At 35.4% G+C, this 26,999-nt stretch carries 30 protein-coding genes; 21 read left to right on the top strand and 9 right to left on the bottom strand.

Annotated features, from left to right (window positions below):
* Positions 1 to 4 precede the first annotated feature (4 nt).
* Positions 5 to 1,534, top strand: a complete 1,530-nt coding sequence (locus ACMAZI_RS06870; RefSeq protein ID WP_115363325.1) for an NADH-quinone oxidoreductase subunit C — start codon at positions 5 to 7, stop codon at positions 1,532 to 1,534.
* Positions 1,535 to 1,609: 75 nt separating this feature from the next.
* Here the strand turns inward: ACMAZI_RS06870 and aat are convergent, their stop codons facing one another.
* Genes aat through ACMAZI_RS06890 form a run of 4 tightly spaced genes read right to left on the bottom strand, consistent with a single transcriptional unit; the run spans position 1,610 to position 6,009 of the window.
* A complete protein-coding gene (gene aat / locus ACMAZI_RS06875; protein WP_115363323.1) occupies positions 1,610 to 2,314 on the bottom strand; it encodes a leucyl/phenylalanyl-tRNA--protein transferase in 705 nt (234 codons plus the stop codon).
* Positions 2,301 to 3,401, bottom strand: coding sequence for an arginase family protein (locus ACMAZI_RS06880; RefSeq protein WP_412473494.1), 1,101 nt, complete (start codon positions 3,399 to 3,401; stop codon positions 2,301 to 2,303). Before ACMAZI_RS06880 ends, aat begins: the two co-directional genes overlap by 14 nt.
* A gap of 14 nt (positions 3,402 to 3,415) precedes the next feature.
* On the bottom strand, positions 3,416 to 4,369 hold the full coding sequence (locus ACMAZI_RS06885; protein ID WP_412473493.1) for an NAD(P)-dependent oxidoreductase: 954 nt from the start codon (positions 4,367 to 4,369) through the stop codon (positions 3,416 to 3,418).
* 32 nt (positions 4,370 to 4,401) lie between these two features.
* Entirely contained in the window at positions 4,402 to 6,009 is a 1,608-nt protein-coding gene (locus ACMAZI_RS06890; RefSeq protein ID WP_412473492.1) for a YiiX/YebB-like N1pC/P60 family cysteine hydrolase, read from the bottom strand.
* A gap of 159 nt (positions 6,010 to 6,168) precedes the next feature.
* Here ACMAZI_RS06890 and map point away from each other — a divergent pair, with 159 nt between their 5' ends.
* Together map and ACMAZI_RS06900 are read left to right on the top strand one after the other, a co-directional pair.
* The gene (gene map / locus ACMAZI_RS06895) at positions 6,169 to 6,939 is read left to right on the top strand and encodes a type I methionyl aminopeptidase (protein ID WP_115363315.1); all 771 of its coding nucleotides are present in this window, start codon (positions 6,169 to 6,171) and stop codon (positions 6,937 to 6,939) included.
* 3 nt (positions 6,940 to 6,942) lie between these two features.
* The gene (locus ACMAZI_RS06900) at positions 6,943 to 7,641 is read left to right on the top strand and encodes a (2Fe-2S)-binding protein (RefSeq protein WP_412473491.1); all 699 of its coding nucleotides are present in this window, start codon (positions 6,943 to 6,945) and stop codon (positions 7,639 to 7,641) included.
* Here the strand turns inward: ACMAZI_RS06900 and ACMAZI_RS06905 are convergent.
* Complete coding sequence (locus ACMAZI_RS06905; protein WP_412473490.1) at positions 7,634 to 8,233, bottom strand: hypothetical protein; 600 nt, start codon at positions 8,231 to 8,233, stop codon at positions 7,634 to 7,636. The genes ACMAZI_RS06900 and ACMAZI_RS06905 overlap by 8 nt on opposite strands.
* An 82-nt stretch (positions 8,234 to 8,315) precedes the next feature.
* Here ACMAZI_RS06905 and tatC point away from each other — a divergent pair, with 82 nt between their 5' ends.
* From tatC to ACMAZI_RS06930, 5 genes are all read left to right on the top strand, one after another.
* A complete protein-coding gene (tatC, locus tag ACMAZI_RS06910) occupies positions 8,316 to 9,047 on the top strand; it encodes a twin-arginine translocase subunit TatC (RefSeq protein ID WP_233500283.1) in 732 nt (243 codons plus the stop codon).
* 16 nt (positions 9,048 to 9,063) lie between these two features.
* Positions 9,064 to 9,582 carry a DUF4149 domain-containing protein gene (locus ACMAZI_RS06915; RefSeq protein WP_120405008.1) on the top strand — a complete coding sequence of 173 codons (519 nt, stop codon included), beginning with the start codon at positions 9,064 to 9,066 and terminating at the stop codon, positions 9,580 to 9,582.
* Positions 9,579 to 10,559, top strand: coding sequence for an ADP-glyceromanno-heptose 6-epimerase (gene rfaD, locus ACMAZI_RS06920; RefSeq protein WP_120405007.1), 981 nt, complete (start codon positions 9,579 to 9,581; stop codon positions 10,557 to 10,559). The genes ACMAZI_RS06915 and rfaD overlap by 4 nt, the downstream gene beginning before the upstream one ends.
* A complete protein-coding gene (locus ACMAZI_RS06925; RefSeq protein WP_412473489.1) occupies positions 10,549 to 10,974 on the top strand; it encodes a FliG C-terminal domain-containing protein in 426 nt (141 codons plus the stop codon). Before rfaD ends, ACMAZI_RS06925 begins: the two co-directional genes overlap by 11 nt.
* A gap of 236 nt (positions 10,975 to 11,210) precedes the next feature.
* Complete coding sequence (locus tag ACMAZI_RS06930; RefSeq protein ID WP_120405005.1) at positions 11,211 to 11,714, top strand: TraR/DksA family transcriptional regulator; 504 nt, start codon at positions 11,211 to 11,213, stop codon at positions 11,712 to 11,714.
* 107 nt (positions 11,715 to 11,821) lie between these two features.
* Here the strand turns inward: ACMAZI_RS06930 and htpG are convergent, their stop codons facing one another.
* Positions 11,822 to 13,747 carry a molecular chaperone HtpG gene (htpG, locus tag ACMAZI_RS06935; protein WP_412473488.1) on the bottom strand — a complete coding sequence of 642 codons (1,926 nt, stop codon included), beginning with the start codon at positions 13,745 to 13,747 and terminating at the stop codon, positions 11,822 to 11,824.
* Between the two features lie 172 nt (positions 13,748 to 13,919).
* On the opposite strand from htpG, the gene ACMAZI_RS06940 reads away from it, so the two are divergent.
* From ACMAZI_RS06940 to ACMAZI_RS06965, 6 genes are all read left to right on the top strand, one after another.
* Positions 13,920 to 14,456 (top strand): asparaginase domain-containing protein, encoded by a 537-nt coding sequence (locus tag ACMAZI_RS06940; RefSeq protein ID WP_120405001.1) that lies wholly within the window; start codon positions 13,920 to 13,922, stop codon positions 14,454 to 14,456.
* A 20-nt stretch (positions 14,457 to 14,476) separates the two neighbouring features.
* Positions 14,477 to 15,157 (top strand): hypothetical protein, encoded by a 681-nt coding sequence (locus ACMAZI_RS06945; RefSeq protein ID WP_115363294.1) that lies wholly within the window; start codon positions 14,477 to 14,479, stop codon positions 15,155 to 15,157.
* A gap of 205 nt (positions 15,158 to 15,362) precedes the next feature.
* Positions 15,363 to 17,240 (top strand): hypothetical protein, encoded by a 1,878-nt coding sequence (locus ACMAZI_RS06950; protein WP_412473487.1) that lies wholly within the window; start codon positions 15,363 to 15,365, stop codon positions 17,238 to 17,240.
* A gap of 59 nt (positions 17,241 to 17,299) precedes the next feature.
* Complete coding sequence (gene mce / locus ACMAZI_RS06955; protein ID WP_115363290.1) at positions 17,300 to 17,710, top strand: methylmalonyl-CoA epimerase; 411 nt, start codon at positions 17,300 to 17,302, stop codon at positions 17,708 to 17,710.
* A gap of 9 nt (positions 17,711 to 17,719) precedes the next feature.
* Positions 17,720 to 18,457: a rhomboid family intramembrane serine protease gene (locus tag ACMAZI_RS06960; RefSeq protein WP_115363288.1), complete on the top strand. Its 738-nt coding sequence runs from the start codon at positions 17,720 to 17,722 to the stop codon at positions 18,455 to 18,457.
* A 110-nt stretch (positions 18,458 to 18,567) separates the two neighbouring features.
* A complete protein-coding gene (locus tag ACMAZI_RS06965; protein ID WP_162929634.1) occupies positions 18,568 to 18,744 on the top strand; it encodes a hypothetical protein in 177 nt (58 codons plus the stop codon).
* A 52-nt stretch (positions 18,745 to 18,796) separates the two neighbouring features.
* On the opposite strand, the gene ACMAZI_RS06970 is transcribed toward ACMAZI_RS06965, so the two are convergent.
* Positions 18,797 to 19,699, bottom strand: a complete 903-nt coding sequence (locus tag ACMAZI_RS06970) for a LysR family transcriptional regulator (RefSeq protein WP_412473486.1) — start codon at positions 19,697 to 19,699, stop codon at positions 18,797 to 18,799.
* Between the two features lie 152 nt (positions 19,700 to 19,851).
* Here ACMAZI_RS06970 and ACMAZI_RS06975 point away from each other — a divergent pair, with 152 nt between their 5' ends.
* Positions 19,852 to 20,274 carry a Kazal-type serine protease inhibitor family protein gene (locus tag ACMAZI_RS06975; RefSeq protein WP_115363284.1) on the top strand — a complete coding sequence of 141 codons (423 nt, stop codon included), beginning with the start codon at positions 19,852 to 19,854 and terminating at the stop codon, positions 20,272 to 20,274.
* Between the two features lie 82 nt (positions 20,275 to 20,356).
* On the opposite strand, the gene fliL is transcribed toward ACMAZI_RS06975, so the two are convergent.
* Positions 20,357 to 20,827: a flagellar basal body-associated protein FliL gene (gene fliL, locus ACMAZI_RS06980; RefSeq protein WP_412473485.1), complete on the bottom strand. Its 471-nt coding sequence runs from the start codon at positions 20,825 to 20,827 to the stop codon at positions 20,357 to 20,359.
* A gap of 170 nt (positions 20,828 to 20,997) precedes the next feature.
* Between fliL and ACMAZI_RS06985 the strand changes: the two genes are divergently transcribed.
* From ACMAZI_RS06985 to ACMAZI_RS06995, 3 genes are all read left to right on the top strand, one after another.
* Entirely contained in the window at positions 20,998 to 21,144 is a 147-nt protein-coding gene (locus ACMAZI_RS06985) for a hypothetical protein (RefSeq protein ID WP_158536911.1), read from the top strand.
* A gap of 126 nt (positions 21,145 to 21,270) precedes the next feature.
* Positions 21,271 to 22,422 (top strand): hypothetical protein, encoded by a 1,152-nt coding sequence (locus ACMAZI_RS06990; RefSeq protein ID WP_120404997.1) that lies wholly within the window; start codon positions 21,271 to 21,273, stop codon positions 22,420 to 22,422.
* Complete coding sequence (locus ACMAZI_RS06995) at positions 22,423 to 23,532, top strand: lipase family alpha/beta hydrolase (RefSeq protein WP_120404996.1); 1,110 nt, start codon at positions 22,423 to 22,425, stop codon at positions 23,530 to 23,532.
* On the opposite strand, the gene ACMAZI_RS07000 is transcribed toward ACMAZI_RS06995, so the two are convergent.
* Positions 23,522 to 23,800: a barstar family protein gene (locus ACMAZI_RS07000; RefSeq protein WP_115363276.1), complete on the bottom strand. Its 279-nt coding sequence runs from the start codon at positions 23,798 to 23,800 to the stop codon at positions 23,522 to 23,524. The two genes, ACMAZI_RS06995 and ACMAZI_RS07000, sit on opposite strands and share 11 nt — an antisense overlap.
* A gap of 50 nt (positions 23,801 to 23,850) precedes the next feature.
* Between ACMAZI_RS07000 and ACMAZI_RS07005 the strand changes: the two genes are divergently transcribed.
* From ACMAZI_RS07005 to tyrS, 3 genes are all read left to right on the top strand, one after another.
* Positions 23,851 to 24,210, top strand: a complete 360-nt coding sequence (locus ACMAZI_RS07005) for a hypothetical protein (RefSeq protein WP_115363273.1) — start codon at positions 23,851 to 23,853, stop codon at positions 24,208 to 24,210.
* A 97-nt stretch (positions 24,211 to 24,307) separates the two neighbouring features.
* On the top strand, positions 24,308 to 25,732 hold the full coding sequence (gene gltX, locus ACMAZI_RS07010) for a glutamate--tRNA ligase (RefSeq protein WP_120404994.1): 1,425 nt from the start codon (positions 24,308 to 24,310) through the stop codon (positions 25,730 to 25,732).
* A complete protein-coding gene (gene tyrS, locus ACMAZI_RS07015) occupies positions 25,732 to 26,997 on the top strand; it encodes a tyrosine--tRNA ligase (RefSeq protein WP_120404993.1) in 1,266 nt (421 codons plus the stop codon). The genes gltX and tyrS overlap by 1 nt, the downstream gene beginning before the upstream one ends.
* Positions 26,998 to 26,999: the final 2 nt, after the last annotated feature.

The raw sequence follows: 26,999 nt of genomic DNA on the forward strand, positions 1-26,999 counted from the left end.
TTAAATGAAATTTATCAATATATTAGATTCTATTCGTATTTTATCAAAGTCTGAGTTTGCTCTTGAAGCATTTAGACTCAAAGACAATGATCATATTGTCTTTAATAGTTTAACTTGTCTTGATTTAATGAATTCGCAGAAAATTAAAGATGAGTTAAATCTCTTTAACGGAAGATTCTTACTTATTTATCAATTTCAAAACTTATTGGAACACAAAAGATACTTCTATGGAATTAGCCTGAGCTATGGGCAAACAATGTCTTCGTATGGACACTTGTTTAATGCACTAACTTGGCATGAAGCTGAAGTAAATCGAAACTTTGGAATTCATTTCTATCAAAAAGAAGATCGTATTCAAGAAGAAATTATCACTCCTCAAAAAAAGTATCGTTTTGAAAAGGATTCAGGCTCTAGTGAATTATGTAATACTTACTTTAAACAGGCTTCTCTTAGAGGAGAAGGTGTTGAAGTAAGCTTACAAAAGTTTTTAAATCCTGCTTCTAAATCAAAGATGATCTTTGATGTGGACTCTGATAAAGTTGAAAACTCTATTTTTAAATTTCACTTTGATAATCATATAAGCTTTGAAAAAAATATTGAAACAATGACTATTGAAAACGCCATCAACTCAATGTTGGGGACAAGCTTTTCAAATCGTCTAATGGCCTCGTTATTACTTTATGAATTTGATGAATATGTAAATCATAAAAATAAGCGCACAGACTTAAATATTCAAAGAATGTTTACGTTTGAAGTTTTTAGCGCATTAGAAAATATTAAATGCCTTGAAAAGACATTTGCAAAGAGTTCTGTGGCCGAACTTAAATGTATATTTAAATCTCAATATAATAAAATTATGCAACTCTTTGCTCCTGAAGGAATTAAAGACCTTGAACAATTAAAGGCCATTTTAGAGATGCAAGATCGTAAATGGCTATATGACATAAGAGACTGCATTCATAATTTTGAAAAAGAATTAGATAATGCCTATCAAGTTGTTGAAGGAAATGAGTTGTTTTTAAAGTATAAAGACTATTTTAACTCAAATCTTTCGGCACTTGATCATTCACTAAAGTCATATCCTCTACAAAGCTTAGGTTATCATTATAATTTAAAGAAATTTGAGAGTTTTTATGAATATGATGATTTAGACACTCAAGAGTTCTTAAGCCTAAACGGCTCTACTTATGAGTTGCTAATTATTCGTATTAAAGAACTGAGAAATACTTATTCGAATATCATTAAGATTTGTGAAGAATATCCTGTTGTGAAATTAAAATACCAAACACCTTCCTCGGATAGTGAAATAAAACCTAAATCTGGGCTTTTCTTAGGTGTTACTCAAGTTTCATCTGGAGAGCTAGGTCTCGTACTAAATTTAAATGATGATGGTAAGTTTGATCGCTTGCACTACATTTCTCCATCTGTGACTAATCTTGAGTACTTCAAAAGACGCATCAAAAAATTTGCATTGCCTCAAATGGCATGTGAATGGAATGTTCTTGGCCTAGATGAAGAGGAGATTGTTAAATGATTTTAAAAAAGTCGATTTATAAAAGAAAGTCTCGTATCTTAATATTTTTAAAAAGATTAGCATTATTTATTAATACTAAAAAGAAAGCTTAATAGCTATATCACTTGCTTTTATTGATGTTGTTGGAAGATTTAAAGTACCTTTGTTAAATAAGGGTGTGATCGCCTTTATGAAATCTATTCGAGGAATCTCAGTTGCTCCAAATGATTCTGTAATAGGTGTAACCATTTGAGTGTCTAAAAATGGTATGCCTTCTTCAATAAGAATACTTAAGATACCTAGGAGTGCAAGCTTTGAAGCATTTGTCTCTTTAAAAAACATGGACTCACCACTTAGGAAATGTCCAATTTTCACTCCGTAGAGTCCTCCTATCAAGTCGCCATTTTCGTTTTTTACTTCTACGCTATAAGCAAGACCTTGGTGGTAGAAGTTGTAATAACCATCAATAATTTCATCTGTTATCCATGTTCCATCATTTGATTTGGCATGTACTTTTTGACATTCTTTGATAACTCCCAAAAAGTCTTGGTTAAAACTTATCTTCCAATTACATTTTTTTACAAACTTTTTTAAACTACGATTAAATCGTATGTTTTCTAGTAAGATAACTCCTCTTTGCGGTGGTGAGAACCAAGCAAGGGGATATTCTTCAGAAATTGGCCAAGGGAAAATACCACTTTGATAGGCAAGCAGTAGAGAGTCGTGATGAAGGTCTCCTCCGATGGCAAGAAGACCCTGTTCATCTGCTATATCGACTGGTGGAAACTCAATTATTGGCATTCGTCATGGCCTCAATCATAAGAGCACTCATTGCGGCACCAACCTCTAATGTTGTTTTGGATCCTTGTTCGCTTAGCCCAACAAGTGGAGCAATTTCAACCATATCAGCACCTGTTAATGAAAATGCATTAGTAAACTCTTTGATCATTATAGCACATTCATGAGGCATAAGACCTTCAGGCTCTGGAGTTCCTGTCGCACTTGCTACGCTCTCATCAAGAGCATCAATATCAAAGCTAATATATATTTCTTCGATGCCTTGTTCTTGTAATTCTTTGATTGATTTAAGAGCAAGCTCTTTTGCTCCTATTTCTTTCACATCTTTTGCCCAGTATTGGTTGATTCCAAATTCTTTTTCCCAATGCTCTTTTGTTTTACCAGTTGAACGAATACCGTATTGGTAACAGTGAGAAGGGCTTTCTAGGTCATCCAGTACATGTGTAAGCCATGAACCAAAACAATAATCAATACCAAGTCTTTCACGTAATAAGTCTGTATGGGCATCAAAATGAATTAGGCCAACTTTTTTACCAAGTGAGCGACGGTTTGTTATCCATGCCTTAACAAGAGGGAAACTTACTGAGTGGTCACCACCAATACTAAAAAGCTTAAGGTTTTGATTGAATTTAAAGACTTCATCAACACTTGCTTTTGCAATACTTAAAGGTGATACACTTAATTCTTTGCCTTTATAGAGTGCATTTTGAGCACTCTTAATTGTTTCGTCATTAAGATATTTATCGTGAAGTAGGTGGGGAATAACTCTGATATCACCAAGATCAAAACATGCCTTGTAGACTTCTTGATGATCTTCTAAGAGTGTATTTCTTAAAAATAATGGTCCCCAATTTGCACCTCTTTGAATTCCGCCACCACAATCAGATGCGACACCTAAAATAGCACATCCATCTTTTTGTGAAAGAGATTCTAAACTTTGTCTCCACTTTTTCTCAATTTCCGAAGTTTCTGTACTTTGGTATAAGGATTGAGTGAGCTTATCTTTTCTTTCTTTTGCAGTATTGACGGTAAAAACGCCAAAGCCGGGAGGACAAAGGTAGTCGTTTAGTAAATTTTCTTTGTTACTCATATCGTTATTCCTATTTAAATTAAGAGATTTCCTTTTAATCGATTCTTCATTTGAGCATTCTCGTACTTACTGAGAGTGTTATCTTGCATGAATTCTCTTATAATATTTTTTTCAAAATTAATTATTGCTTCATTTATTCCATTGTAAACACCTGCAATATGAGAGCTAAGCTTTATATTAGAAAGATGTTTAAAAGTAGCAAACTCGATTGGTTCTTTCTCAAATACATCTATGATGGCAAAGGCCTTACGATTTTTAGTTAGAAAATCATTAAGTTGATCTGCGTCAATAAGCTTTCCTCTTGCGGCATTCATTATAATGATCTCTTCTTTTAAAAGAGAGAATACTTCTTCATTAATTATGTGATGAGAGCTTTCATTTAAAGAACAGGCCATAATAAGGATATCTGTAGTCTTTAAAGCCTGCGCGAAGTATTTTTTGTTATGCGACTTATCTTGGTATGGATCGTAGTAATTGACTCTACTTCCCAGTGTTTCAAGCGTGTGGCCGACTTTACTGCCAATAGGTCCTTTTCCAATTATTAGAACATTCTTTTCGTTTAAGAGGTTTCGTCGAAACCGCCTCGATTCATCCCATTCTTTTGTAATCGGAATCTTACCGAGATGATTTAACAGGGATTGTATGTAAAATTGGGCCACGGCATTTGCTCTTATTTCATTTCCTAGAATAATTGGAAACTGAGCTTCTTTAATGAATTTATAACTGAAATTATCATATCCAGAGTTTGGGTGAATCCAAAGTGAGATATTTGCATGAGAAAGAGATTCTACAATTTCTTCATTCTTTGTGTAGCTTGTGGAAATAACGATAACTTTCTTTCCATCAGGTATCTCTATACTTGTGTCGACGTACTTTATCCCTAGTTTACTAAGGGCATCTCTTTCATTTATACGAAAGCTTTCACCTTGGTAACTCGATATTTCTGGCCGATAGAGATAGTATGTCATGCCTCTAATTTAGCAAGTTTTTTACTACTTTACTACAGGTCGTTGTAGATTAGAGGCTTATCATATGTGGTGCATCGTCTATGGTAACGAGATGCACGATTATTCGCATGGCGATATGTCGTAACTGTTCGACATTTCTTTTCTTTTTTCGTGAAAAGGTCCTCTTGCGCATTGTAATCGATATCAAGATTTGAAGCCATTTCAACTTTAGAGACAAGATTTAATCTACGATCACGTTTTGCCTTAAGTGATAAAATAAAATCGACACCAGAGCCTTTTGTAAAAGCATTTTGAATGATTTCATCTGGTGAAATAGTATGACGTCCCAGAACATAGCTTGTTGGCCATCTCTTATAACCAAATGCATGGTATGGAACTTCTGAACATACAACCTTATCTAATGTTGAGATATCAAAATTAAAGTCATATTCTTTCCATAGCTGCTCAAGTGCTACTTCAGCAGTCATTCTTGCTTGCCATTTATCATTAAGAATGTTTCGGTCGCGAATTATTGTAATCTCATCGATTTCTAGAAAGTCCTCTAGTGAAACCATACGGCTTCCTGGACGAATCGATTCAACAATTGTTTTTCCTTGGCGGATAAGGTGATGATACTTGCGAACAAGAGGTGCATCCCATAAACCGTATTGTTTTAATTGTTCTTCAGTTCCTAAATAGATGGCAATGTGACCAAAGTGTCCTGGAATGAAAAAGTCTGTTGCCGCAAAAGGTGTTTTTTCAGCAATAATATCAAGGGGTCTTAAAATTTTATAAAGTTCATTAACGGCAACTTGATGGTTTTTCATGTAACCATGACGAAAGCGAATTGCTCCAACAAAGTTTCCAAAAAGACCTGATACAAAGTTTGTTGTTCGATTCCAGATTTCAACAAACCATGTTCCAACATTTTGAAGCTTTAATTTTGGGATTGCTCTTCCTAGTATCGTTTGCTCAATATTGTGTTGTTCTAATATTACGACGGCCTTTGTTACTGTCGGATTAAGTAACTTCAAATAGTAGTAGTGATTATCCACAAAACGATTAGCTTCAAATTGCAGGCTTTGTGCAAATTGATCTGTTTGTGGAATCTCTGAGAACTTCTCCATAACAGCTTTCTGTTTTGGATTATTGATCATATTAAAAATTTCAACCGCAACTTTCTTTACCTCGTTATTCTTAAAGAAGATCTCAACTGCTGATCGGTATAATTTAACATAATTAATTTTAACGATTAGACTTGCTAGTCGTTGTTGGGCAGTCGCGACTTCATTAACTTTAGATGATGTTTTGAATGTATTTGTAAATAAACTCGTCTTCTCTAATAAGAGGATAGTTGAGTTCATAAGGGCCCTCATAATCGAGAGATCTTCGCCCTTTATTGGAAGATTATTTACAGCTCTTTTATGGAGAGTATTCGCATATTGTCTTGCTATGGCCTCTAGCTTCTTTGCTTGCTCATTAATCTTCTGATATTGCGCTAATTTTTCATATGCACCAGACTTGTTAAATGTTGTCTGATTTACCTTGTCGTCAATTTCATGGAGGGCCATGATTGTGGACTTCATATTCTGCTCAGCATGAACCTGAGAAGTTAGAAGGATGACTAAACTTAGAAAAATGGTAGTTAAAATATTATTCATGTAATAATTTCCCTAACTTACGTTAACTTGAATCAGCTTATTTATGCCATTTTTAACGCTACATGTCCTCCCGATTGTAAAATTTTTGTAGTATCTATTCTTTCCAAGTATTTTCTATGTTAAAAGGATGTATATTTAAGGACTTACAATAGAGGATAAATAATGATTTCAATTAAATCAAAGCGTGAAATTGAGCTTATGAGAGCAACGTCGAAGCTAGCTTCTTCGACTTTAGAATATATCGAACAATTTATTAAACCTGGTGTAAGTACTGAAGAGTTAAATGATCTTTGTCATGAATATATTATAAAAAATGGTGCGTACCCATCTCCATTAAATTACCACGGGTTTCCAAAGTCTGTTTGTACTTCTCTTAATGAAGTTATCTGTCATGGAATCCCAAATAAGAAAGATGTATTAAAAGACGGTGATATTTTAAATATTGATGTAACAACGTATTTAAATAAATTTCACGGTGACACAAATAAAACATTCCTTGTAGGTAATGTAAGTGAAGAAGCTAAGAAGCTAGTTGACATTACATACCAATGTACAATTGAAGGAATTAAGCAAGTTCGCCCAGGTGGTCATATTGGTGACATCGGTGCGGCCATTATGGAAATAGCTCACGATCACGGTTATTCAGTAGTTGAAGATTATTGTGGCCATGGAATCGGTAGAGAATTCCACGAAGATCCTCAAGTTGTTCACGTTGGAAAACGTGGAAAGGGCGCAGAGATGAAGCCGGGGATGACTTTTACAATTGAGCCTATGATTAATATGGGTGTTAAAGACTGTAAAACTCTCAAAGATGGCTGGACTGTAATCACACGTGATAAGAAATTATCGGCACAATTTGAACATACAATTTTAGTTACAGATTCTGGTTTTGAAGTCTTAACATTAAGAAGTGATGAGGTTCATCCTTAATAAATGAATACTTCACTTATCGCACCTGATTTAAGAACTAAAAGGCCTTGCTTAATTGAATTAAGGTTTTCGAAATTTAATCAGGTTCGCGAATTCTTTATTGATACCGAAAATGATGAACTCAAGAATTATCTTGGTGATCTCTTATCTAGTGTCCAACAAAATAAATCTTCCCTAAGTGAAGTTATCCTAAGCTACCTTCAAAACGATGAGAGATTTAAAGTCGAATTATTTGATTTCTATAAAGAAGTTCTAATGTACTTTAATCCAAATCAAGGGCTTGTTATTGATACAAGTGAAATTCTTTGTCGCTGTTTTGGAATTACTCGTAATGAAGTACAAAACTTAATATCTAATGGTGCAAAGGACTTACTCACTATCACAAACTTAACGAAAGCAGGTGGAGGTTGTGGTAGTTGTGCTGTTGATATTAGGCCAATGCTTAAAGGACAAGGCAGCGAACGTAAGATTCCAGAAGTTACTTTTTTAAATATGAAAAAAGAAAAAGTAGCAGGAAAGAGGCCCGTTGATTTTCTTAGAGAAGATCTCTTTCCTTTTACGGATAAGTTAAATGATATTGATGTCGAAGGATTAGTTGGAAATCATCTCTATGTTGTTGGAGATGAGGAAAGTGAGTCATCTTCAAAGTTAAAAGACTTCTTGGCCCAAAAAGATAAGACGATTAGTTTATTTTTTATTTAACAGCTTTCGCTGGCTTCTTTTGGCACTTCTTTAAGATCTGATCTATATTTTCAAGTGAGTCATAAAGACGTAGAAGGTCTTCTTTTGAACCTTTTAATGCAATTGAATCAATCTCTTCTTCCAAATAGCGAAACCGAGAATAGAATTGAGTAAGGCCTGGAATATTCTTTGTCAGGCAATCAGCGCTTGCTGCTTGCATTTGAATCTTTGACATATATTGCATAAGAACTTTGATGGATTTCTTTCTAAATTCGTCATAGGTTACCATGGCAAATTGCACGCCTGCATCACCCTCATCTTCTTTAAAGTTAAAAAGTCCTTTCTTTCCTAAAGTCATTGCTTTTAAAAGTTTTAAAGAAGGGCTCTGTTCTGGATGGGTACAATATTTCTTGTAATTTCCTGCTGCTAACTCTGGATTACCAACAGATGAAATCTCATTAATCATAATTTGATTTAGATGATACTTTGGGCCAGTGTAGTGTTTCTTTGCATAGAAGCTTTCTTCTTTACCAAGGCAAAGAAGAATTGTCTGAGCACTTGCTTGTGCTGGCATAAATATGAAAAATAGAGTGATAATTAAAAAGTATTTCATTCGCGTTTGTTATGTTAAATTAATACAGTATAATTATTTTACTTTAAGACTAAATTAAAAACTAGGGTAAGTTTTGAAAGAAATGGGTTTGATCGACCATTTAGAAGAATTACGTAGCGCATTGGTAAAGATATTAATTATTATTATGGCCGCCTTTGTCGCTTGTTATGCCTATGGAGACTTAATTCAAGAAATCCTACTAGCACCCCTAAGAGAAGCTTTAGGTGGTGACACTGGTGGAAAGGTTGTCTATTTAGGCCTTCTTGATAAAGTTCTTTCTCAATTTCAAGTTGCTTTCTATTCAAGTGTGATTCTTTCATGCCCACTTTGGTTCTATCAAGTTTGGAAATTTATAGCACCAGGCCTTTATGATCATGAGAAAAAGGCCGTAAAGCCCTTTATCGTTATTGGTCTCTTTCTTTTTGCACTTGGTGTATCTTTTGGTTACTTCATTGTTTTTCCTTTAACTTTCCAAACTCTCATGAGCTTTGGTGTTCAAAATGTTGAAGCAACAATTGCACTTAAAGACTATCTGGTCCTTTCTAGTAAGGTATTAGTGTTCTTAGGTCTTATATTTCAACTTCCAAATGTAATGCTTATTCTAGGCTTTATGGGAATTGTAACAAAGCAATCTTTGGCAAAGATGCGACGCTATGTCTATGTGGGCTTTGCTCTTGTCTCAGCAATGCTAACTCCTCCAGATGTTATTACAATGATGGGGTTATGGGCACCGCTTGTTGTTCTCTTTGAAGCGGGAATTTTGGCCGTTGCGTTAATCGTGCACCCATATCTTGCTCGTCATCACATGAAATAATCGGTATGATTTCTCTATGAAATCATTAATGAAAAAGAAACACGTCTTATTAAGTTTAATTTTTGGTATTTGCTTAGCATGGTTTTTTGCCACAGCATTTATTGACTTTATCGCCGCTCCAAATATTTTTCGAAATGTGAGCTCTCTTAAAGAAGCGGGAACGTTAGGTGGGATTATATTTACATCATTTAATATAATCGAGATGATCTTTGCCATTGCTCTTATCTTTTTTACAATTCTTTATAAGAAGAAAGGATCAAAAGCAACGATCATACTTAAAGTTCTGGCGGCTTCAACTTTAGTTCTAGCAATTGTTTATACGACGACATTATCTCCTGGTATCAGAGATACAAATATTGCTAAATCTAATTACACTCACACTGATGAAGAATATCAAGTTCTTGAAGAAAAACTTAGAACTTATCATAACCTCTATGTAAAACTTGATAGCTATAAATTACTCGCACTTCTTACTATGTGTGGGATAAGCATTACAGGGCTGGCCAGATTAGAAACGAAAGAAGGTGAGGCATGATCTTAGTTACAGGTGGTGCCGGATTTATTGGAAGTGTCTTAGTTGCCAAACTAAATGAAAAAGGCCGTGAAGATATTATTATTGTTGATCGTTTTGATCACAAAGATAAGTGGAAGAACTTAAGGGGACTTAAATACGCTGAGTATTTCCATGCCGATGAATTCTTTGATATCGCTTTAGAAGAAGTACATAAGTCGATTTCTTTCATTTATCACATGGGAGCATGCTCATCGACGACTGAGATGGATATGGACTATCTTATGGTTAATAATGTTGGCCATTCAAAGTACTATTTTGAATTGGCCAGTGATCTAGGAATCCCATTTATCTACGCTTCAAGCGCTGCCACTTATGGTGATGGTGAACTTGGTTATGAAGATAAAGAGGAAGAAATCGGTAAGCTTAGGCCACTAAATCCTTATGGTTATTCAAAGCAGCTATTTGATGAATGGGCCTTAAAGCAGGAGACTAAGCCAAAGCACTGGTTTGGTTTAAAGTTCTTTAATGTATATGGCCCTAATGAATATCATAAAGAAGAAATGCGCTCTCTAGTTCACAAGGCATTTGGACAAATAAATGAGACAGGCCAGGTAAAACTATTTAAGTCTCATAAAGATGGCTATGAAGATGGTAAACAACTTCGTGACTTCGTTTATGTCAAAGATGTTGTCGATGCTATGATTGAATTATCAGATAAAGAAATGGCCAAGCATTCTGGAATTTATAATATTGGAACTGGAAGGGCCGATAGTTTCTTAAATCTTGTAAATGCAACATTCAAGGCAATGGGCCTAGAACCAAAAGTCGAATTCATCGATATGCCTATGCACCTACGTAAGCAATACCAATACTATACTCAAGCTGATATGGAGAAGTTTAGAGGAATTCTTCCTAACTTCGACTTTCGCATTGTAGATGAGGGTGTTGAAGATTACGTTAAGAACCATCTTATGAAGGATAATCCTTATGTCGAATAAGAAGGAGAGTGGATTTAAGTCAATTCTTGAGGCCATCTCTTTAATGAATAAGGAAGAGAAGGATACTCTTATAGGTAACCTTTCTCGAATGGATGCTCAATTGGCCCAAAAACTTAAGGCCAATATGTATCGTCTTAAAGATCTTCTTTATATAACTCCAAAAATGCTAAGTGAATTTCTAAGAGAAGTTAAAACAGAAAGTTTTGGAAATGCTCTTAAGGTAGAAGATGAAGAGGTTCGTAGCGCAATTCTTGCTAAGCTGCCAAAGAGTATTCGCCAAGATGTTGAATTCTACATCGATAAGAAGGTCACAAAATCTCATGCTTTTGAGGCCCATCGTGACGTTATGGCCGTATTCACTCAAATGATCGATGATGAGCGCCTTATTATCTCCAAAGACGATAAAACCGTCTAATCTCAATTAAAATTACCTAGTGGTGCGTTATGACAGGGGCGAATCAGGCCCAAATACGCCAGAATGACACCAAATCTTACATAAATATGACTAAATTTCTAGATTACTAAGACAAAAACTTGGCATGGCCGTTGCATTATACATTGGCAGAGAAAGGAATCTCTCTAAAGTTCTCAGGAAGAAAGCTTTAGTTAAGACGTGATGGACTACTTATTTTTAGATTGGATGGAGATACTATGAACATTGAACAAAAAGAACATTTCAAAAATCTTTTTATTAATCTTAAAAATCAACTGGTCAATTCAACAGGAAGTGTCGAGCAAGTTTTAACTAATCAGGCCAGTGGTGACATCATCGACCAAACTTCTAATGAGAGAGATGCTCAACTAAAATTAAAACTAATGGGAAGGGATAAATTTCTTCTAAATAAAGTAAACCGCGCACTTGATAAAATCGCAGCAGGAACCTTTGGTGAATGTGAAGAGTGTGGTGACAATATCTCAATGAGAAGATTACACGCTCGTCCAATTGCAACTTGTTGTATTGCATGTAAAGAAGAGCTTGAAAGAGAAGAGAACTCTCGTACATACGAAAAACGCTCTCATACAAATGGAAATAAACTGAGCGCACATAACAAAAATGTTGGATTCAATCATGCTGATGGTATGGATGAGAAAACAAATGTTGTCTCAATTGAAACATTTGCAAGAAAGTTCGATGAGAAGAACGCAGCTTTTTAGTAATTAGAAATAAAAGGAATATATAAAAAGGCCAGCTATGAAGCTGGCCTTTTTTTATTTCCAGGAAGGTATGCCTATCGATTTTAGGCAAAAGCCTTAGTCGACATTTACTGACTTAGTTGACTTGATAGTTCACTAATGAGGTCTTGTGATCGTTTTACAAATGAATCACGCTCTTCTGGTTTTAGGCCCTCACTTGAGATACCTGCAAGGTCTTGTACGTGAACACATAACTTCTTAGCAAGTTCTTCATTCTTACCACTTGTGTGAAGTTTATACGCACTTTGAACAAGTGGGTTTGTTGCATTAACAACGAGTGTTTTCTTGATTGGGAATTGTTGTCCTCCACCCATTGACTGAGTCATTTGAGCAAAGCGCTTCATTGATTCATCAACCTTGAAATAAGCTGGAGTTGTGGCACTTGCAATGCGACCAATCTCAAGGCCACGATCACTTGGTGCTTCACCTTCTTTTTCTTCAAGTTTGATATCAAGGAATTTCGCAAACATCTCTTTAACTTTAATATCGTCTTCAGAAGTTGCTTCACTTGCAAGTAGGTTTTCAATTTCACTATCAACACTTACAAATTTGATCTCAACTTCTTCTTCACCTTTTTTGAATTTCTTCATTTCTGAGTGTTGAATAAAGTGTGGATCAATATGATTATCTGTTTCAAGTGCAGTTAATCCAACTTCCTTAAGCTGTGCTAGTAATGATTGATTAGCATTCTCTTTTTCAAAGTAGAGTACTTTTCCTTTCATCTTTTCAGCATAGTCAGCTGGAACAGATTCAAGATACTCATTAAGAGTAACAAACTTGCCTTCATTTGTTTTAAATAGGGCACGCTCACGCATGATCTTGTCAAACTTCTCATCAGAAACACATCCGTACTTAACGAAGAGTCCGATATCTTCCCAGATGCTCTCGTACTTTTCACGGTCTTTCTTATTTAGTACTTTTAGGGCCTCCGCAACTTTTTTCACAATGTAATTTGAAATCTTTCTTACGTTTGGATCACCTTGAAGAGATGAACGTGAAACGTTAAGTGGGATATCGTGTGAGTCAATAGCACCTTTAAGAAGTCCTAGGAATTCAGGGATGATATTCTTTACGTTATCAGATACAAATACCTGACGGCAGTAAAGGCGAATATTCTTATCACCAACTGGCTTCATTGGATTATATTTTGGGAAGAATAAAATACCATTTAAAGTAAATGGGTGATCAACATTTAGGTGAATCCAAAAAAGTGGCTCGCCGTCCATTGGAAAGAGTTTACGGTAAAGACCTTTGTAGTCTTCATCTGTTAATTCTTTTGGATCACGCTTCCAAATTGGATTAGTATCATTTACGATAATTGGCTCAACATCTTTACCCTTGTCTTCGCCGTCTTCAATCTTTTCGTTTACGTCACGAAGTGAGATTTCATAAGGCATGAAATCACAGTGATTAGAAAGAGTTTCATTTAGTTTCCACTTATTTAAGAATTCCTCTGAGTCTTCATTGATGTGAAGAGTGATTGTTGTCCCAACTTCTTTCTTATCAGAGTCTGAGAAAGTATATTCTGTGTCACCTTCACAGGTCCATTTCGTTGCCGTTGCTCCTTCATTCATTGATAGAGAGTCAACTTCTACTTTTCCTGCAACCATAAATGCCGAGTAGAATCCAAGTCCAAACTTTCCAATGATGTCTTTATTTGATTCACCACCAGCATCTTCCATTTTTTTGATAAATTCTTCTGCACCTGAGAAGGCAAGTTGAGCAATGTACTTTTCAACTTCTTCTTCAGTCATTCCGATCCCATTATCAGTAACAGTAATCGTCTTTGCTTCTTTATCAACAGCAACTGCTATCTTTCCTGCTGGAATTTCTAATCCTTTTTGGCGGCCAAGTTCAGCACGCTTTGTAATGGCGTCACTTCCATTGGCAATGAGCTCACGAATGAAGATATCATGCTCAGAGTAAAGCCATTTTTTGATAATTGGGAAAATGTCACTTGTAGCTACGGAAATTTGTCCTGTGCGGTTAGTCATTTGTACTCCTTATATTAATAATCAAATAGATAAGTGTCTTACAGCTATAACATGGTATGCTTTTTATAGGCGTCAAGGGTATTGGCCAAAAAAATTACATAAGATCTTAAAATCACTGATAAAACAATGTATAACTAAGTTCATTATTAGAATTCTTTAAAAAGGGTAGTTCATGGATAACCATGTTCAAAATATTCAGCTGATTTCAACTGGTGGTACCATTGAGAAATCATATAGTGAAAGTGATGGCTCACTTAAGAATCGTGATTCATTCATTCGACAAACTATTATCGATCGCCTTAGGCTTCCATATACGAAGCTTCACATCATGAATATCATCAATAAAGACTCTCTTTATTTTACCGATTACGATCGCCAAGTTCTTCTAAAAACGATTAAGTCTCAACTCGAGAAAAATATTCCTCTTATAATCCTTCATGGTACAGATACTATGGCAAAGTCTGCAAAGTTCGTTTATGAAGCATTAGACGGAGCAAAAGAGCTAAATGTTCCAATTATTTTTACCGGTGCAATGAAGCCGATGGGCTTTGTTGATAGTGATGCCTTTCAAAATGTTACAGAAAGTCTTTATGCTGCTAAAATAGTAGATGCTGGCATTTATATCTCTTTTCATGGACAATTATTTAAAGTCCCTGGTGTGAGAAAGAATCACGCAAAACGTACGTTCGAATATATTGACGACGAATAAAGAAGCATTTGGAGTATGCAATGGATATGCAAGATAACTCAGAAATAGAAACAGTAACATCAAGCCAATATGGAATCATTGAAGCAATGTATGATGCTATTAGTATAATGAAAGAGCGTCTTGGCCCTTATTCTATTCTCTTTGTCTTCTCATTTCTTTTAAAAGCATATGCTATATACAATGCTAACTTAGGGGATATGGCAACTGATATGAAGATCATTGAAGCGGCCATCGTCAATGTTCTCGGTGCTGTTTTTCAATCTGTTTTAATTTTGAATTTCTTCTTCTTTGCTCTCAATGGCCTAGACTTTAAGATTAAGAAAGTCTTATGGGATATACCGACATATGTCTTCTTTGGTTTTTTAATGAGCTTATTAACTGTTTTAGGTTTTGCTCTGTTTGTTATTCCCGGCCTTTATGTCATGTATTTCTACATGGCCCTGCCAATGGTTGCGATTCTCTTTGATCAAGAAGGTGAATCGAATTTTAAGATCACAAAGACAAAGGTATCAAGTCTTGGTGGTACGTACGCAATTTACTTTGTTCTTACGATGATTATCTCTGGTGTTGGCACTATCGTTACAAATTATGCTCCAGGAACAGGAATTCCAATGGGAATTCTCTACATTTCTTGTCTGATTTTGACTCTTGTCCAGGATGTTATGGCCGGCCTTGTTGTCGCCCTCTTCAATAAAGCATAAGTATCTGAATATTGGTGTTTTTCGACGCCTGCTCTCGTTGGCAGGGGCTTCTACGTTACATTTCGTAATTTCAGTAGGTTAACTGATTTTAGGCAGTTTTTTCACGTTAAAGGTTAATATTTACTTAGGGTTAACTTAATTGTCAGTTAACTCGATAAGTTGAGGGAAGACTATCAACTTACAAAAGGTACTTAAGGCCAAAGTGATGATGAAAAAAACGATTACATTTCTATTAATGCTTACTCTCTTTGCTTCATGCATGGAGCAGCCTCGTTCAAGAAGAGCGAGTCTTGACTCACCAACTGATTCAATAGGTGATGGAAGTGGCAATAATGGGTCTTCTGGTGGAAATAATGCCACTGATGGAGATACTGAGGTCATCACAAATATTCCTGAAGATACGGCCGTTGAGATTACGCAAATTATTGATCCAAATACAGGCTCTTTTAAAAAGAAAGTTTCAATACCAAAGGACTTTAGAGGAAAGCTTCATCTTACAGGGCTAAATATTTCTTCACTTAAAAATCGTGTTATTAAAGGTCGCTTCTACTTTGGACGTGAGCGCACACCAATTGAATTAGATGGTGTTGTTGGTCAAGTTCCTGGGGAAGGGATCACTCAATATTCTACTATTAATGTCATTACTTTTGATATGGCAGCTAGAAAATTTTCTGATATTCGTCTTCTATATAGTCTCTTTGACTATAATGACTACGATAGTGATACAGCTGAGGATGTTATAACTGATCCAACAAATGCTGGACTTTACTGTCGCGGCCTTCGTTTAGAAGATGATCCTACTTTTACACCTTCTATTAGCCATCCATATTGTGATCAAGCAGGGGATGTTTGTCTCTATGCATATGCTGGTGTTGGTGATCAAACTCTTTGGCGTGAAGAAAATGTCGATGGAGAAATTGTAGAGAGAACTAATATTCCAACTTATGAACAAATTGATATTGATGGAAATTTACTTTCAGGTGAGCCTCTATCAAATAATCTTTTAAAGTGTCTTCCTGATCGTAATGACAGTTCGATGTTTCAAAGCTTATTTGGTGTAAATCATCCCGCAAATATTGGTACGACTTTAACTCTTGGTGGAAATCAATATGAGTATCGTGGTCCATATCGTATCTTCAATGAAGATGAATGGGAGATTAAAGGCGCCGCAATTTATCAACAAGGATCTGTACCTAGTGGTGTTTTTAAAGCACCTTTGGCCGGAGCAAGTTCATTTTCTAATGTGGCAGCAGGTATGCAGTCATATATGTTTCCAAGGGCCGGAAAGATTAATTATCAAACAACGGGGATTCAATACTTAGGATCAGATTCACCATTTTCTAATCGCTCAGTTCAAACACTTAACTCAGCAGGTGATACAAAGTATATGGATGGTTGTAATATTCGTGCCAAAAATTATAATGCGACAACTGGTGAGACAATTTCAAGTTGTAATGTAACTGGAACAATTGAACTTTTCACAATGGAGAATGGTTCAGAGGTTCAAATTGCAGTTACAAAAGATATTAAACTTCAACTTCTAAAATCGGGCCTAGGAGCTCAAGATGGTTATGATTACAATTCTCTAAAGTCTTGTAATGGAAACCGTGAATGTGGCTCTGGAGAGTGTTGTTTTAATAATCGTTGTTATTCAAGATCGATTGTCGGTCAGTGTAGTGATGATTACGATTCAACAGGAAACCAACCGACTGGTGAAAGTTGTAACTCAGACTTTGACTGTTCATCTCTGTGTTGTAACGGTTCAACTAATACATGCCAAGATCACATAAATAATGACTTTGAACAAGTTCTTTGTTCAAAAGTTCCAAATCAATCATGTGTGTCGAAGGAATTTTGTCGAATTGAATACGTTCGTCAATGTTACTTAATTCGCATCAATGATCCGAATAATTCACTGACATGTGCTAAGCGTTGTTATTCAGTGCCTACATTTGGGGATTGTGTTTCAGGATATTGTAAACCTCCTGTAACGCCTCAAGAACCGGCCGCTCCAACAACACCGGCCGATTGTGCAGGGGATAATGTTCTTGATAATCCACCATTTAATTTAAGTGATTTATAGTCAGCTTGCTAAGGGGGAGTGACTTTCTTATAATGCTTAAAAATTAAGTGGAGAAGATTATGTTTAATAAAGATTGTTTCCTTGATCATATTGCTATTGCAGTAGAGAATCTTGATAATGCAGAAAAAATATATCGTGACTTAGGTTTAACTTTTAACCACCGAGAAGTTGTCGAAGATCAACAAGTAACAACTTCATTTGCTCATATTGATGAAAATGCTCATGTTGAATTGCTAGAGCCAATTGATGGAAAAGGGCCAATTGCTAAGTATCTTGAGAAGAAAGGTCCAGGGATTCACCATATGTGTTACCGTGTTCCTGATGTGACAAAAAAGTCCCAAGAGCTTCGCGATCTAGGTTATAATTTATTATATGAGACACCACGCCAAGGGGCGAATAATTGCTTAGTAAACTTTATTCATCCAAAGTCTACAGGTGGTGTTTTAATTGAAATTGCTCAAAAAATGTAAGGAGAAATAATGCAACAAATGTACTTACCACCGCTAACGAAAGTTAATAAATATCTCATTGGTATTTTAGTGGTTTCATTTGTCTTAGGGGCCGTTTTTGCAAAGGCTTTTGATATTTCTCTTGTGGCCATTCTTGGCCTTGATGTAGCAAGTTTAAAATCTGGTTTAATTTATAAGATGGTGACTTATCCTCTTGTGAGTACAGGTCTTTTTAACGTTGTCTTCACTGGGCTTTTATTTTGGTTTCTTGGTAGTGATCTTGAAGCGCGCTGGGGATCACGACGCTATATTCACTATCTATTAATTGCGACATTTGTAAATGCTTTTGCTTACTCGTTGTTTGCAATTTTTATGGGTGGTGCTTCATTAAATTATCCATTTCATGGTATGGCCTTTTTATCGTCTGCTATGTGTGTGAGTTATGCCGTGATCTACCCAGATCGAATTTTTCAATTCTTTATGATTATCCCAGTTAAGGCCAAATACTTTTGTTTAATCCTGGCCGGGATGAATGTTTATCAAGGTTTCTTCTCTCCTGGAGGAGCTCAGGCATTTGGAAATATTGCTTCAATGATCTTTGGTGCAGCATTTGTTTTTGGTATGAGAGGGCTTGGTTTCTATCTTAGAGATCAAGTTGGTAATCTTAAGAAGAAGCAAGGTAAGGTAAAGAAGAAGCGCAAGGGCCACCTCAGATTAGTGGATGATGAAGAAAAGCCAAATCCAGATGAGCCGCGTTATTGGCAATAAGCTCAAATATCCAGCAAGTTATTGATTACTTTAGACTTTGCAAAGCTTGTAACACATGATATAAAGCTACATTATTACGTTTATAACTCAATTTTACATAAGGAAAATCCATGAGACTTTCAAGAGCTTTAGAAGAAAAAATTCTAGACCTAAGATTAAGAGATAAGCTTATTGCTGAAGGTAAAGTAACACAAGCACAAGTAGATGAGTTTTTAAGCTCTCTAGGTGATGATGAAGCTAACGTGACAACTACTGATGAGTCACAAGCTCCAGGAATGAAAAAGTAATTTTCAATTCATTTTCATATATGAAGGCCACCTTATAGGTGGCCTTTTTTATTTAAATATTTTCTGTCAGATATTCAAATAGACTCAAGGCCACAGGCCCCATTTTTCTAGCATTCAGATAAGCGAGATTTAACTCGTTAATCATATGATCTTTCGTACCATTAAATTGTAATAACTTCTTTGAGTTATCAGATCTTTCAAGAACGTGCAAAGGTAATACTGAGATACCAACACCTGCTAAGGTGAGTCTTAGAACACCTTGAACATCCATTAATTGTGCTTTTGCTTCAGTTTGAAAACTCTTTTTAAAGTGATACTTAAACCAACTTGTAATTACTGGTGCTCCTTCTAGATAGGCGATAAAATCGAGATTATCCGTTTTTTTAAACTTAGTCTCACTAGTTAATCTATGCTCTTTTGCATAGTCATGAGAACAGCAAAGAATGAGCTTTTCTGAAGAAAGATTTTTCGTTGCAATTTGTTTAGGAAAATTAAAACTATCGGTAATAGCGAAGTCGAGTCCACCATTTAATAGCAGCTGACTTTGTCTTGCGGCGTGATCGTAATTAATACGGATAGAAACTTCTGGATGCAGCTTTAACCACTGGCCTATAATTGGTAGAACCCTGTTATTTCCAAACTCAATTGGAAGACCAATATTTAAGATACCCTTAAGCTTATTCTTCTTTGCTGAAACTTCGCTTAAAGCATTCTCTAGCCCTTGAAGTGCTCTCTTGCAATTTTCAAAGAGTAGGTGAGCCTGTTCTGTGGGAAGAACCTTTTTATTTATCCGATCAAAGAGACTTATTTGAAGTAAGCCTTCAAGAGATTTTATATGTTGAGAGACTCCTGGTTGAGTCATGGCAAGGTTTTTTGCCGTCTGAGACATATTCTGGGTTTGATAAACCTCAAGAAAGACTCTTAGTGTCGGAATGGAAATATGATCAATATTCATAATTTCAGCTACTTATTACTAGTTCTTTGTATGAACTATAACATATAATTATGGATATTGATTAGTATATATAATTTTTACTAATTTATATTCTGATCTATAACTCTCTCACAAACAAGATAAGACTTAGATTCTTTTTTAGGGAGAACGTTATGAGCAAATTAATTTCAATTATTCTACTAGCAGTTGTTGCAACAAACATTAGTGCAAAAGAGATTATTCTTAACGGTGACTTAATTGATTCTCAGTCTTTTACTGGAAGAATTTTCAAAGTGATTATCACTGAGGAAAATGAAGAAGTTAAACTTGTTAATGAGTACTTTGAAGCACAAAGTTGTGAAAACGGTGAATTCGCACTTAAAGAAGAGTCTCTTGGAAAATATCGATTAGAAGCAGTTCTTAACTGTAAAAATTGGGTTGATCAACCAGAAGAGACACAGTTTTGCCCAGAGATCTTCTCACCAGTTTGTGGTGCAGTAAGTGGTATTGACGGTGATATGCTAATTAATTATTCAAATTCTTGTGAATTATATAGAGCAAAGGCCATCTTCGTAAAAGAAGGGTCTTGCGAGTAATTTAAAATTCCCTTTTTAAATTCCTTTAAAGTGTTGTTGTCTAAGGCCCGTGTTCCCTCGCGGGCCTATTCATTTAAAAATCTTATTGTACGACAAATTTAGAGTAGAAGACTTCTTTTACAACTCGTTTTTTCACTAGCTCATTAATTCTTTTTTTAATTCGACTTTCAAAAATGAGTTTTCCTGATAGAGAGTTGAGCTCTTCTGGAGAGATGGCCGCAGCAACATCAATTACGATATCGTAGATTTGAGGCTTATATTGATCAAGAATATCACTGTCATCTTGATTAAAGAGTACAAGATTAATTTGTACGTCTAGGAATCTAAGTCTTCGAGTGGCAGATTCTAAATTGAGAGTTATCTTGTCGAGAACATATGTTGAAGGGAAGTTTAACTCGCCAAAGTCTTCCTTTAGTGACGTTAATTCTTTCTGATTACTAGGAAGTTCTTTTTTATAGATCACATTGGTATAAACAAAGACTCCAACTGTCGCAATTGTCGTCAGTAGAGTTAGGGCAATAATGATTTGATCAAGTAGTTTTCTTCCTGTCATAACTCTATAATATCATAGTTATTTTAGTGATTTAACTGCTCATATTATGGGTAGAAAATACTAGGAAATAGATGTTTAAAACCGAGTGAAGCGCTTGGTCTATCATCGACAAGAATTTTAGTTTAAAATATATATTCAATATAAATTTCTCAAGGATGTGGAGAGTTCTCATGGGTAAGTCTCAAAAGAATAAGCGTAAGAAAAAGTACGTAATGAATAAAGAATCTAATAAAGCGAATAAAAGTTCTAAAATGAATACATGGATCTTAGTGGCCATGACAGTTGTAGGCGCAGGTGTTGTCATCTACCTATCGTAATTTTAGATACTTGAAAATTTCTCACTGCATTAACCCTCTTAAATTTTTGTGATTGTGTTTCAATTTTGCTAGCATTTTTCTTCACACACGCAAAATATTGGAAAATAAAAGTTTAAAGAGGGATAAATGTTTAAATTGATTTCACTTCTATCGGCATGTCTAGTTGCTACCACTGCAATGGCCGAGATTTCAGACCTTAATCAAAATCAAATTGAAAGAATTCAACAAGAAAAAGACTACGTTGGAGTCATTAATCCTATGTCACTAGAGTTAGCAAGCTCAAATGATGATATTACATCTGGTGGATTCAACGATCTAATGAAATATGTTGTAGCGACACCTGATCAAGAAGATGCTGGTTCATGTCTTTATATGTCACATACTGGTGTCGTCGAGTGGTGGTATAACAGATTAAATAACTTAACTGGATCTCGTAAGGTGGACTTTGCTGAACGTTACTATATGTCTTTAAAAACTGAAAAAACAAATCAGGAAGAAATTGATAATTGGAGAACTGATAATATTCGCCGAATTAACAAAAGTTCAATCTTCTTTAGTAATAAAGATTACCGTTTTACTAAGGGTTACTATAAAAGAGTTGATGGTAAACGCGTTGTTACTGATAAAGAAGATGAAGATGCGAGCTATGGTACATCATATAATTGGATTAATTTAACTGATGAAATCTCAAAAGATGCAAATGTATTTAAGCTTCCAAAGTTTAAAAGGGAAGTGCTATTTGCAGATGCTGAACGTGACCAGTGGGCCGTAGGTAAGGCGCCAAAAGATATCGTTGAAAGAATCAAGAATGCTCTTCATAAAAGAAATGCACCTGTTCTTGTCATCTACAATCATAAAGGCTTTTGGCATGCAAATTATATCTTCGGCTATAATGACAATGCAGATACAAAGGGATGTCCTTTTACAACTTCTTTTATAACACGTATGCAAGAAAAGTATGACTACTGGATTGAGAAGTCACAAACAACAGAGTCTGATAAATGGCGAAAGAAGTATCTTGGATATGCTGATAAAGCAAAAAGAAGAGAAGCCGCTGTTAAGAACCGCTTAGAAGAAGTTGGTGGTTGTGCAAAAAAAGGTGTCTTCTATGTTAGAGATTCAATTTATGGAACAGATACTATGCCAGAGTATGATTATGACTTCTCTCAAAAAGGTGAAGAAGGGCATTTAAATGCACCTTTAATTGCTCGTGAGTTTGCTTGGGTACAAACGACACTTAATCATGCTATTCAGATTTACCCAGAAGGTATGGAGTAATTGAAAAGAAGTTCTTTAAACTTTTTAATATTATTTTTTTTACTTTTTTCTATCTCTGCTAGTGCCGAATGTGGCACTAGCAAAAATCATATTGTTTTCATTCATGGAATAGCCAGTAACAAAGGAGCCTTTGGTTACTGGGACCAATATGTACAAAAATTTCATAAAGATGAATGTTTAAGTTCACACTTCTTTGAATATGATACTGGAAATAATAGATTATCTTTAAATGACTTTGTTGAATCTTTTGATGAATTCATGCATCAAGAAAGCTTATCTGAAGGTAAGATTAAAATTGTTGCTCATTCTCAAGGAGGGCTGATAACTCTTTATTGGTTAAAGAGAATGCTAGATAATAATGATTCTATTAGATTTCGTGTAAATGGCCTTATGACGATGGCGACACCTTATTACGGTGCTAAAATAGCAAATCTTGGTTACAGTCTTGGAACATTTATTTTGCCGATACTTGGAAAAAAAGAGCTAAAAGATATGAGGATTGGCTCCAAGCAAGTAATGCAAACTTATGAGTTATTTAATAATAAAGATTTTCTTTCTTACCTTAAGGGTCTGAATTTTATTTCTATTTCAGCACTGTTTGCTCCAAATCTCTTTGATGTAGAGGGTGATTTTGCAGTAGCGCCTTATAGTTCAAATCCTAATGTCGTTCTGGGAAATAATATTTCAAAGCACTATAATATTCACGGAGTGCATTTGAGATTTAATCTTCCGCGAACGCCTGCTACCACTTATGTTACAAAGACATGCTTAGAAAAACCCAAGCTTTGTAAAAATTCAAGTCTAGCTATATTTGAAAAAGAGTTTCTTTCACAACAATATGTTTCAATTGATAAAGCCGAAGATATAAATACCTTTGCGGTCTACTTAAAATTTGAAAAAGGCTCTTTACCAAGTGGACCAATATTTGTTGGAAATAAGGGGATTCTTAGAGGTCTTGCTATTAAGTTTCATCATATTCGCGATGGGCTTTATTATTATAAAGGAAGATTGTCCTCTGGTGATTCGAAAGGCTATTTAAGAACATATATTGATGGAAATAAAATTTTAATACCTGTTAAGGCATCTCGAAGTACATTTATCACTCGTTAATATAGAATTTAAACTCACTATGTTGGGAAGCAACTAATTCAAATATTTCTTTTAATCGATCAAAATCATTTCCAAGTTTTAATTGGGCCTCTTTTGCATTTGCCCAATAAACACTTAGATTTTTATCAGTATATGTTTGAAGAAACTCATAGAGTTCATCGAGATTATTTTGGTAAAAAGAAGGGAAGTTAAATAGTCGGCCACATTCAGATAGGTAATCCTCAAGTGTTTCTAGTCCATTTGAATTTAACTCAATTTCTTTTCTCATTTACTTACTTTTTATTTGCTTGATATCTAAATATCGTTAGAATGGTTATAGTGAATAAGTTAATGATTTTTCTATTTACCTGTCAATTATTGTTTTCATCTTCTGTTATTGCGAAAAAGCATATTACTATTAAGCAACAGCAATACCTTAAAGCTAGAAAACAATATCTTCTCGAATACACTACTTTCGGTGTTGATGAGTGCCTAAAGCTTTATAATAATAAGATTACGACAAAGAAGAATGAGTCTGGAAAGATTCTCGTTGGCTCACCCGAGTATTTTAAAATGCTCAGTATGTGTTTTCATAAGATCACTAATAAATGCTACGGTGAGAATTGCATCGTATCACGCTCAATGTCAAAGAGACTCGAGAACGTTAATCATGTGGATTCCATTCTAAAAAGCCTCTAAAATCAAGTATTTTGCCTATTTTCAAAGTGCCATTTCTATTCAAAAACGCTATAATGCATTGATATACGTTTAATTTATTTTTTTTAAAAGGATTTGTATGACTGTTCGCGTTCGTTTTGCACCATCTCCAACTGGATACCTTCACATTGGTGGGGCCCGTACTGCTCTTTATAGCTACCTATTTGCTAAGGCAAATGGTGGTAAATATATTCTAAGAATTGAAGATACTGATCTTGAGAGATCAAAGCGTGAATACGAAGAAGCACAAATTGCTGATCTTAAGTGGATGGGAATTGAACACGATGAAGGACCTGATAAAGGTGGGGACTTTGGCCCTTATCGCCAATCAGAAAGATTACAAATTTATAAAGATATTGCTTGGGACTTCGTTAAGCGCGGACTTGCTTACCCATGTTTTTTAACAAGTATTGAACTTGAGCGCTTAACTGAAAAGGCCACAAGTGAAAATAAAGACCCACATGCTTATCACGGACAATTTCGCGACCTTGATCCAGCGCAAGCTCAAAAGAGAATTGATGCTGGAGAAGAATATGTGATTCGTTTTAAAAACCCTGGAAAGACTTGGGAGTTCACTGACCTTGTTAAAGGACACGTAAAATTTCCAGAAAATATGGTAGGGGATTTTGTTATTTTAAGAGCAAATGGAATGCCTGTTTATAATTTCTGTTGTGTTGTTGATGATGCAAAGATGGAAATGACTCACGTATTCCGTGCAGAAGAGCATTTAAATAATACTTGTCGCCAGCTTATGATCTACGATGCAATGGGTGTAACTCCTCCAAAATTTGGTCACGTTTCACTTTTAATTGGTCACGATCGTCAAAAGCTTTCTAAGCGCCACGGAGCCACTTCTGTTACTCAGTATAAAGATCAAGGCTACTTACCAGCTGCTCTTGCAAATTACTTATGTCTTCTCGGTTGGTCTCATCCAGATGAGACAGATATCTTTGATGTAAATGAGCTTGGAGATAAATTTGGTTATGAGAGATTTTCTAAGTCTTCTGCAATGTATGATATTGCAAAGCTAAACTTCTTCAACGAGCAGTGGCTAAGAAAGTTAGATGATAAAGATATTGCTGCTGGCTTTGATCGCTTTATTCCAGAAGGAAGCGAGTATCATAATCAAGATGAAGCTTGGAAGGTTAAGTTTGCAGGACTTATGAAAGAAAAGGTACAACTTTTTAGTCATATTAACGAACACCTGCCGATTTTCTTTGATGCAGCTGTCGATGCTGATGATCAATATAACGAGGCCATGGGGTGGGAGACAACTCCACAGATTAAAGAATACCTAAAGGCTCAGCTTGCTGATCAGACAACTAACGTAACTGAAGAGCAAGTCGGTGAGTGGATGAATTACTTAAAGAAAGAATTAAAAATAAAAGGGAAGCCACTATTTATGGGAACACGTGTTTGTCTTACTGGACGAGCGCATGGGCCAGATTTAAAAACTGTCGTGGCGCTGACTCCAATTAAAATTATCAAAGAGAGATTAGCTTAATGAATTTTTTTGAAGAATTAGAAGCAAGAGGAATTGTAAATCAATTCTCGCATGATGAATTAAAAGAAATCTTAAATGAAAAGAAAATATCTTTTTACTGTGGGTATGATCCTACAGCAAAGTCCCTACAACTTGGAAACCTTTTTGCTGTTGTGACAATGATGCGACTGCAGAAACAAGGACATAAACCTTACGTTCTTGTTGGTGGTGCTACTGGAATGATTGGAGATCCTTCAGGAAAGAGCGACGAGAGAAATCTTCAAACCCAAGATGATCTTGATAAGAACCTGGCGGGACAAAAAGCACAACTTGAAAAGCTTTTAGACTTTAGTGGTGAAAATGCCGCTACCATGGTTAATAATATCGATTGGATTGGTAAGTTTTCACTTATTGAATTTCTAAGAGATGTTGGAAAGCGTTTTAGAATAGGTGAAATGCTTTCAAAAGATTCAGTAAAATCACGTCTTAATTCAGATGCTGGTATTAGTTTTACAGAATTTACTTATCAAATGATACAAGGTTACGACTTTGCTCACCTTAATAAAGAATATGATGTAAGTCTTCAAATTGGCGGTGCCGATCAGTGGGGAAATATGGTTGCAGGAATGGACCTTACTCGTAAGATGCACTCTAAACCTGCCTTTTGTATGACGATTCCTCTTCTTACTGATTCAAATGGGAAGAAGTTTGGAAAGTCTGAAGGTGGAGCAATCTATCTAGATCCTTCAATGACATCTCCTTATAAGATGTACCAATTCTTACTAAATTCAGATGACTCTTCTGTTATAAAGTATCTTAAAACTTTAACTTTTTTAACTCTTGAAGAGATTGCTGAATATGAAAAGTTAGTAGAAACTGAGCCTCATTTAAGAGCTGCTCAGAAACGCTTGGCCGAGGAAATAGTTACTCTCGTTCATGGCAAAGAAGGGCTTGAGGCTGCCATAAGGGCCACTGACTTCTTCTTTGGTAAGGTCATTGAAAACACGACAGATGAAGAACTTGCTGGAATCTTTGATGATGTTCCTTCAATAGAATTAGATAAAGCTCAATTAGGAGAGCTTTCTTATCTTGATATGCTTGCTCAAACACCTCTTTTTAAATCTAAGGGAGAGGCAAGAAAAATGGTTGGCCAAAATGGTGTGGCCATTAACAATGTAAAGAATAAGGATATCGATCACGTAATCTCAAAAGATGATCTCGCTAGTGAGTCGTGCCTTATCCTTAAAAAAGGTAAGAAGAACTACTGTGTAGTGAAATTTATTTAATT

This window comes from Halobacteriovorax sp. YZS-3-1 (assembly GCF_047084945.1).
GTDB classification, from domain to species: Bacteria; Bdellovibrionota; Bacteriovoracia; order Bacteriovoracales; family Bacteriovoracaceae; genus Halobacteriovorax_A; species Halobacteriovorax_A vibrionivorans.

What these genes read in the sequence shown, in the direction of transcription:
- ACMAZI_RS06960 (WP_115363288.1), top strand. Translation starts at nt 17,720, where the DNA reads ATGCAACAAATGTACTTACCACCGCTAACGAAAGTTAATAAATATCTC.
- aat (WP_115363323.1), bottom strand. Translation starts at nt 2,314, where the DNA reads ATGCCAATAATTGAGTTTCCACCAGTCGATATAGCAGATGAACAGGGT.
- ACMAZI_RS06965 (WP_162929634.1), top strand. Translation starts at nt 18,568, where the DNA reads ATGAGACTTTCAAGAGCTTTAGAAGAAAAAATTCTAGACCTAAGATTA.
- ACMAZI_RS06890 (WP_412473492.1), bottom strand. Translation starts at nt 6,009, where the DNA reads ATGAATAATATTTTAACTACCATTTTTCTAAGTTTAGTCATCCTTCTA.
- ACMAZI_RS06930 (WP_120405005.1), top strand. Translation starts at nt 11,211, where the DNA reads ATGAACATTGAACAAAAAGAACATTTCAAAAATCTTTTTATTAATCTT.
- ACMAZI_RS06975 (WP_115363284.1), top strand. Translation starts at nt 19,852, where the DNA reads ATGAGCAAATTAATTTCAATTATTCTACTAGCAGTTGTTGCAACAAAC.
- fliL (WP_412473485.1), bottom strand. Translation starts at nt 20,827, where the DNA reads ATGACAGGAAGAAAACTACTTGATCAAATCATTATTGCCCTAACTCTA.
- ACMAZI_RS06925 (WP_412473489.1), top strand. Translation starts at nt 10,549, where the DNA reads ATGTCGAATAAGAAGGAGAGTGGATTTAAGTCAATTCTTGAGGCCATC.
- ACMAZI_RS07000 (WP_115363276.1), bottom strand. Translation starts at nt 23,800, where the DNA reads ATGAGAAAAGAAATTGAGTTAAATTCAAATGGACTAGAAACACTTGAG.
- ACMAZI_RS06885 (WP_412473493.1), bottom strand. Translation starts at nt 4,369, where the DNA reads ATGACATACTATCTCTATCGGCCAGAAATATCGAGTTACCAAGGTGAA.
- tyrS (WP_120404993.1), top strand. Translation starts at nt 25,732, where the DNA reads ATGAATTTTTTTGAAGAATTAGAAGCAAGAGGAATTGTAAATCAATTC.
- ACMAZI_RS06940 (WP_120405001.1), top strand. Translation starts at nt 13,920, where the DNA reads ATGGATAACCATGTTCAAAATATTCAGCTGATTTCAACTGGTGGTACC.
- ACMAZI_RS06880 (WP_412473494.1), bottom strand. Translation starts at nt 3,401, where the DNA reads ATGAGTAACAAAGAAAATTTACTAAACGACTACCTTTGTCCTCCCGGC.
- ACMAZI_RS06870 (WP_115363325.1), top strand. Translation starts at nt 5, where the DNA reads ATGAAATTTATCAATATATTAGATTCTATTCGTATTTTATCAAAGTCT.
- ACMAZI_RS06900 (WP_412473491.1), top strand. Translation starts at nt 6,943, where the DNA reads ATGAATACTTCACTTATCGCACCTGATTTAAGAACTAAAAGGCCTTGC.
- ACMAZI_RS06985 (WP_158536911.1), top strand. Translation starts at nt 20,998, where the DNA reads ATGGGTAAGTCTCAAAAGAATAAGCGTAAGAAAAAGTACGTAATGAAT.
- ACMAZI_RS06950 (WP_412473487.1), top strand. Translation starts at nt 15,363, where the DNA reads ATGATGAAAAAAACGATTACATTTCTATTAATGCTTACTCTCTTTGCT.
- gltX (WP_120404994.1), top strand. Translation starts at nt 24,308, where the DNA reads ATGACTGTTCGCGTTCGTTTTGCACCATCTCCAACTGGATACCTTCAC.
- ACMAZI_RS06990 (WP_120404997.1), top strand. Translation starts at nt 21,271, where the DNA reads ATGTTTAAATTGATTTCACTTCTATCGGCATGTCTAGTTGCTACCACT.
- ACMAZI_RS06905 (WP_412473490.1), bottom strand. Translation starts at nt 8,233, where the DNA reads ATGAAATACTTTTTAATTATCACTCTATTTTTCATATTTATGCCAGCA.
- ACMAZI_RS06945 (WP_115363294.1), top strand. Translation starts at nt 14,477, where the DNA reads ATGGATATGCAAGATAACTCAGAAATAGAAACAGTAACATCAAGCCAA.
- htpG (WP_412473488.1), bottom strand. Translation starts at nt 13,747, where the DNA reads ATGACTAACCGCACAGGACAAATTTCCGTAGCTACAAGTGACATTTTC.
- rfaD (WP_120405007.1), top strand. Translation starts at nt 9,579, where the DNA reads ATGATCTTAGTTACAGGTGGTGCCGGATTTATTGGAAGTGTCTTAGTT.
- ACMAZI_RS06915 (WP_120405008.1), top strand. Translation starts at nt 9,064, where the DNA reads ATGAAATCATTAATGAAAAAGAAACACGTCTTATTAAGTTTAATTTTT.
- tatC (WP_233500283.1), top strand. Translation starts at nt 8,316, where the DNA reads ATGGGTTTGATCGACCATTTAGAAGAATTACGTAGCGCATTGGTAAAG.
- ACMAZI_RS06970 (WP_412473486.1), bottom strand. Translation starts at nt 19,699, where the DNA reads ATGAATATTGATCATATTTCCATTCCGACACTAAGAGTCTTTCTTGAG.
- mce (WP_115363290.1), top strand. Translation starts at nt 17,300, where the DNA reads ATGTTTAATAAAGATTGTTTCCTTGATCATATTGCTATTGCAGTAGAG.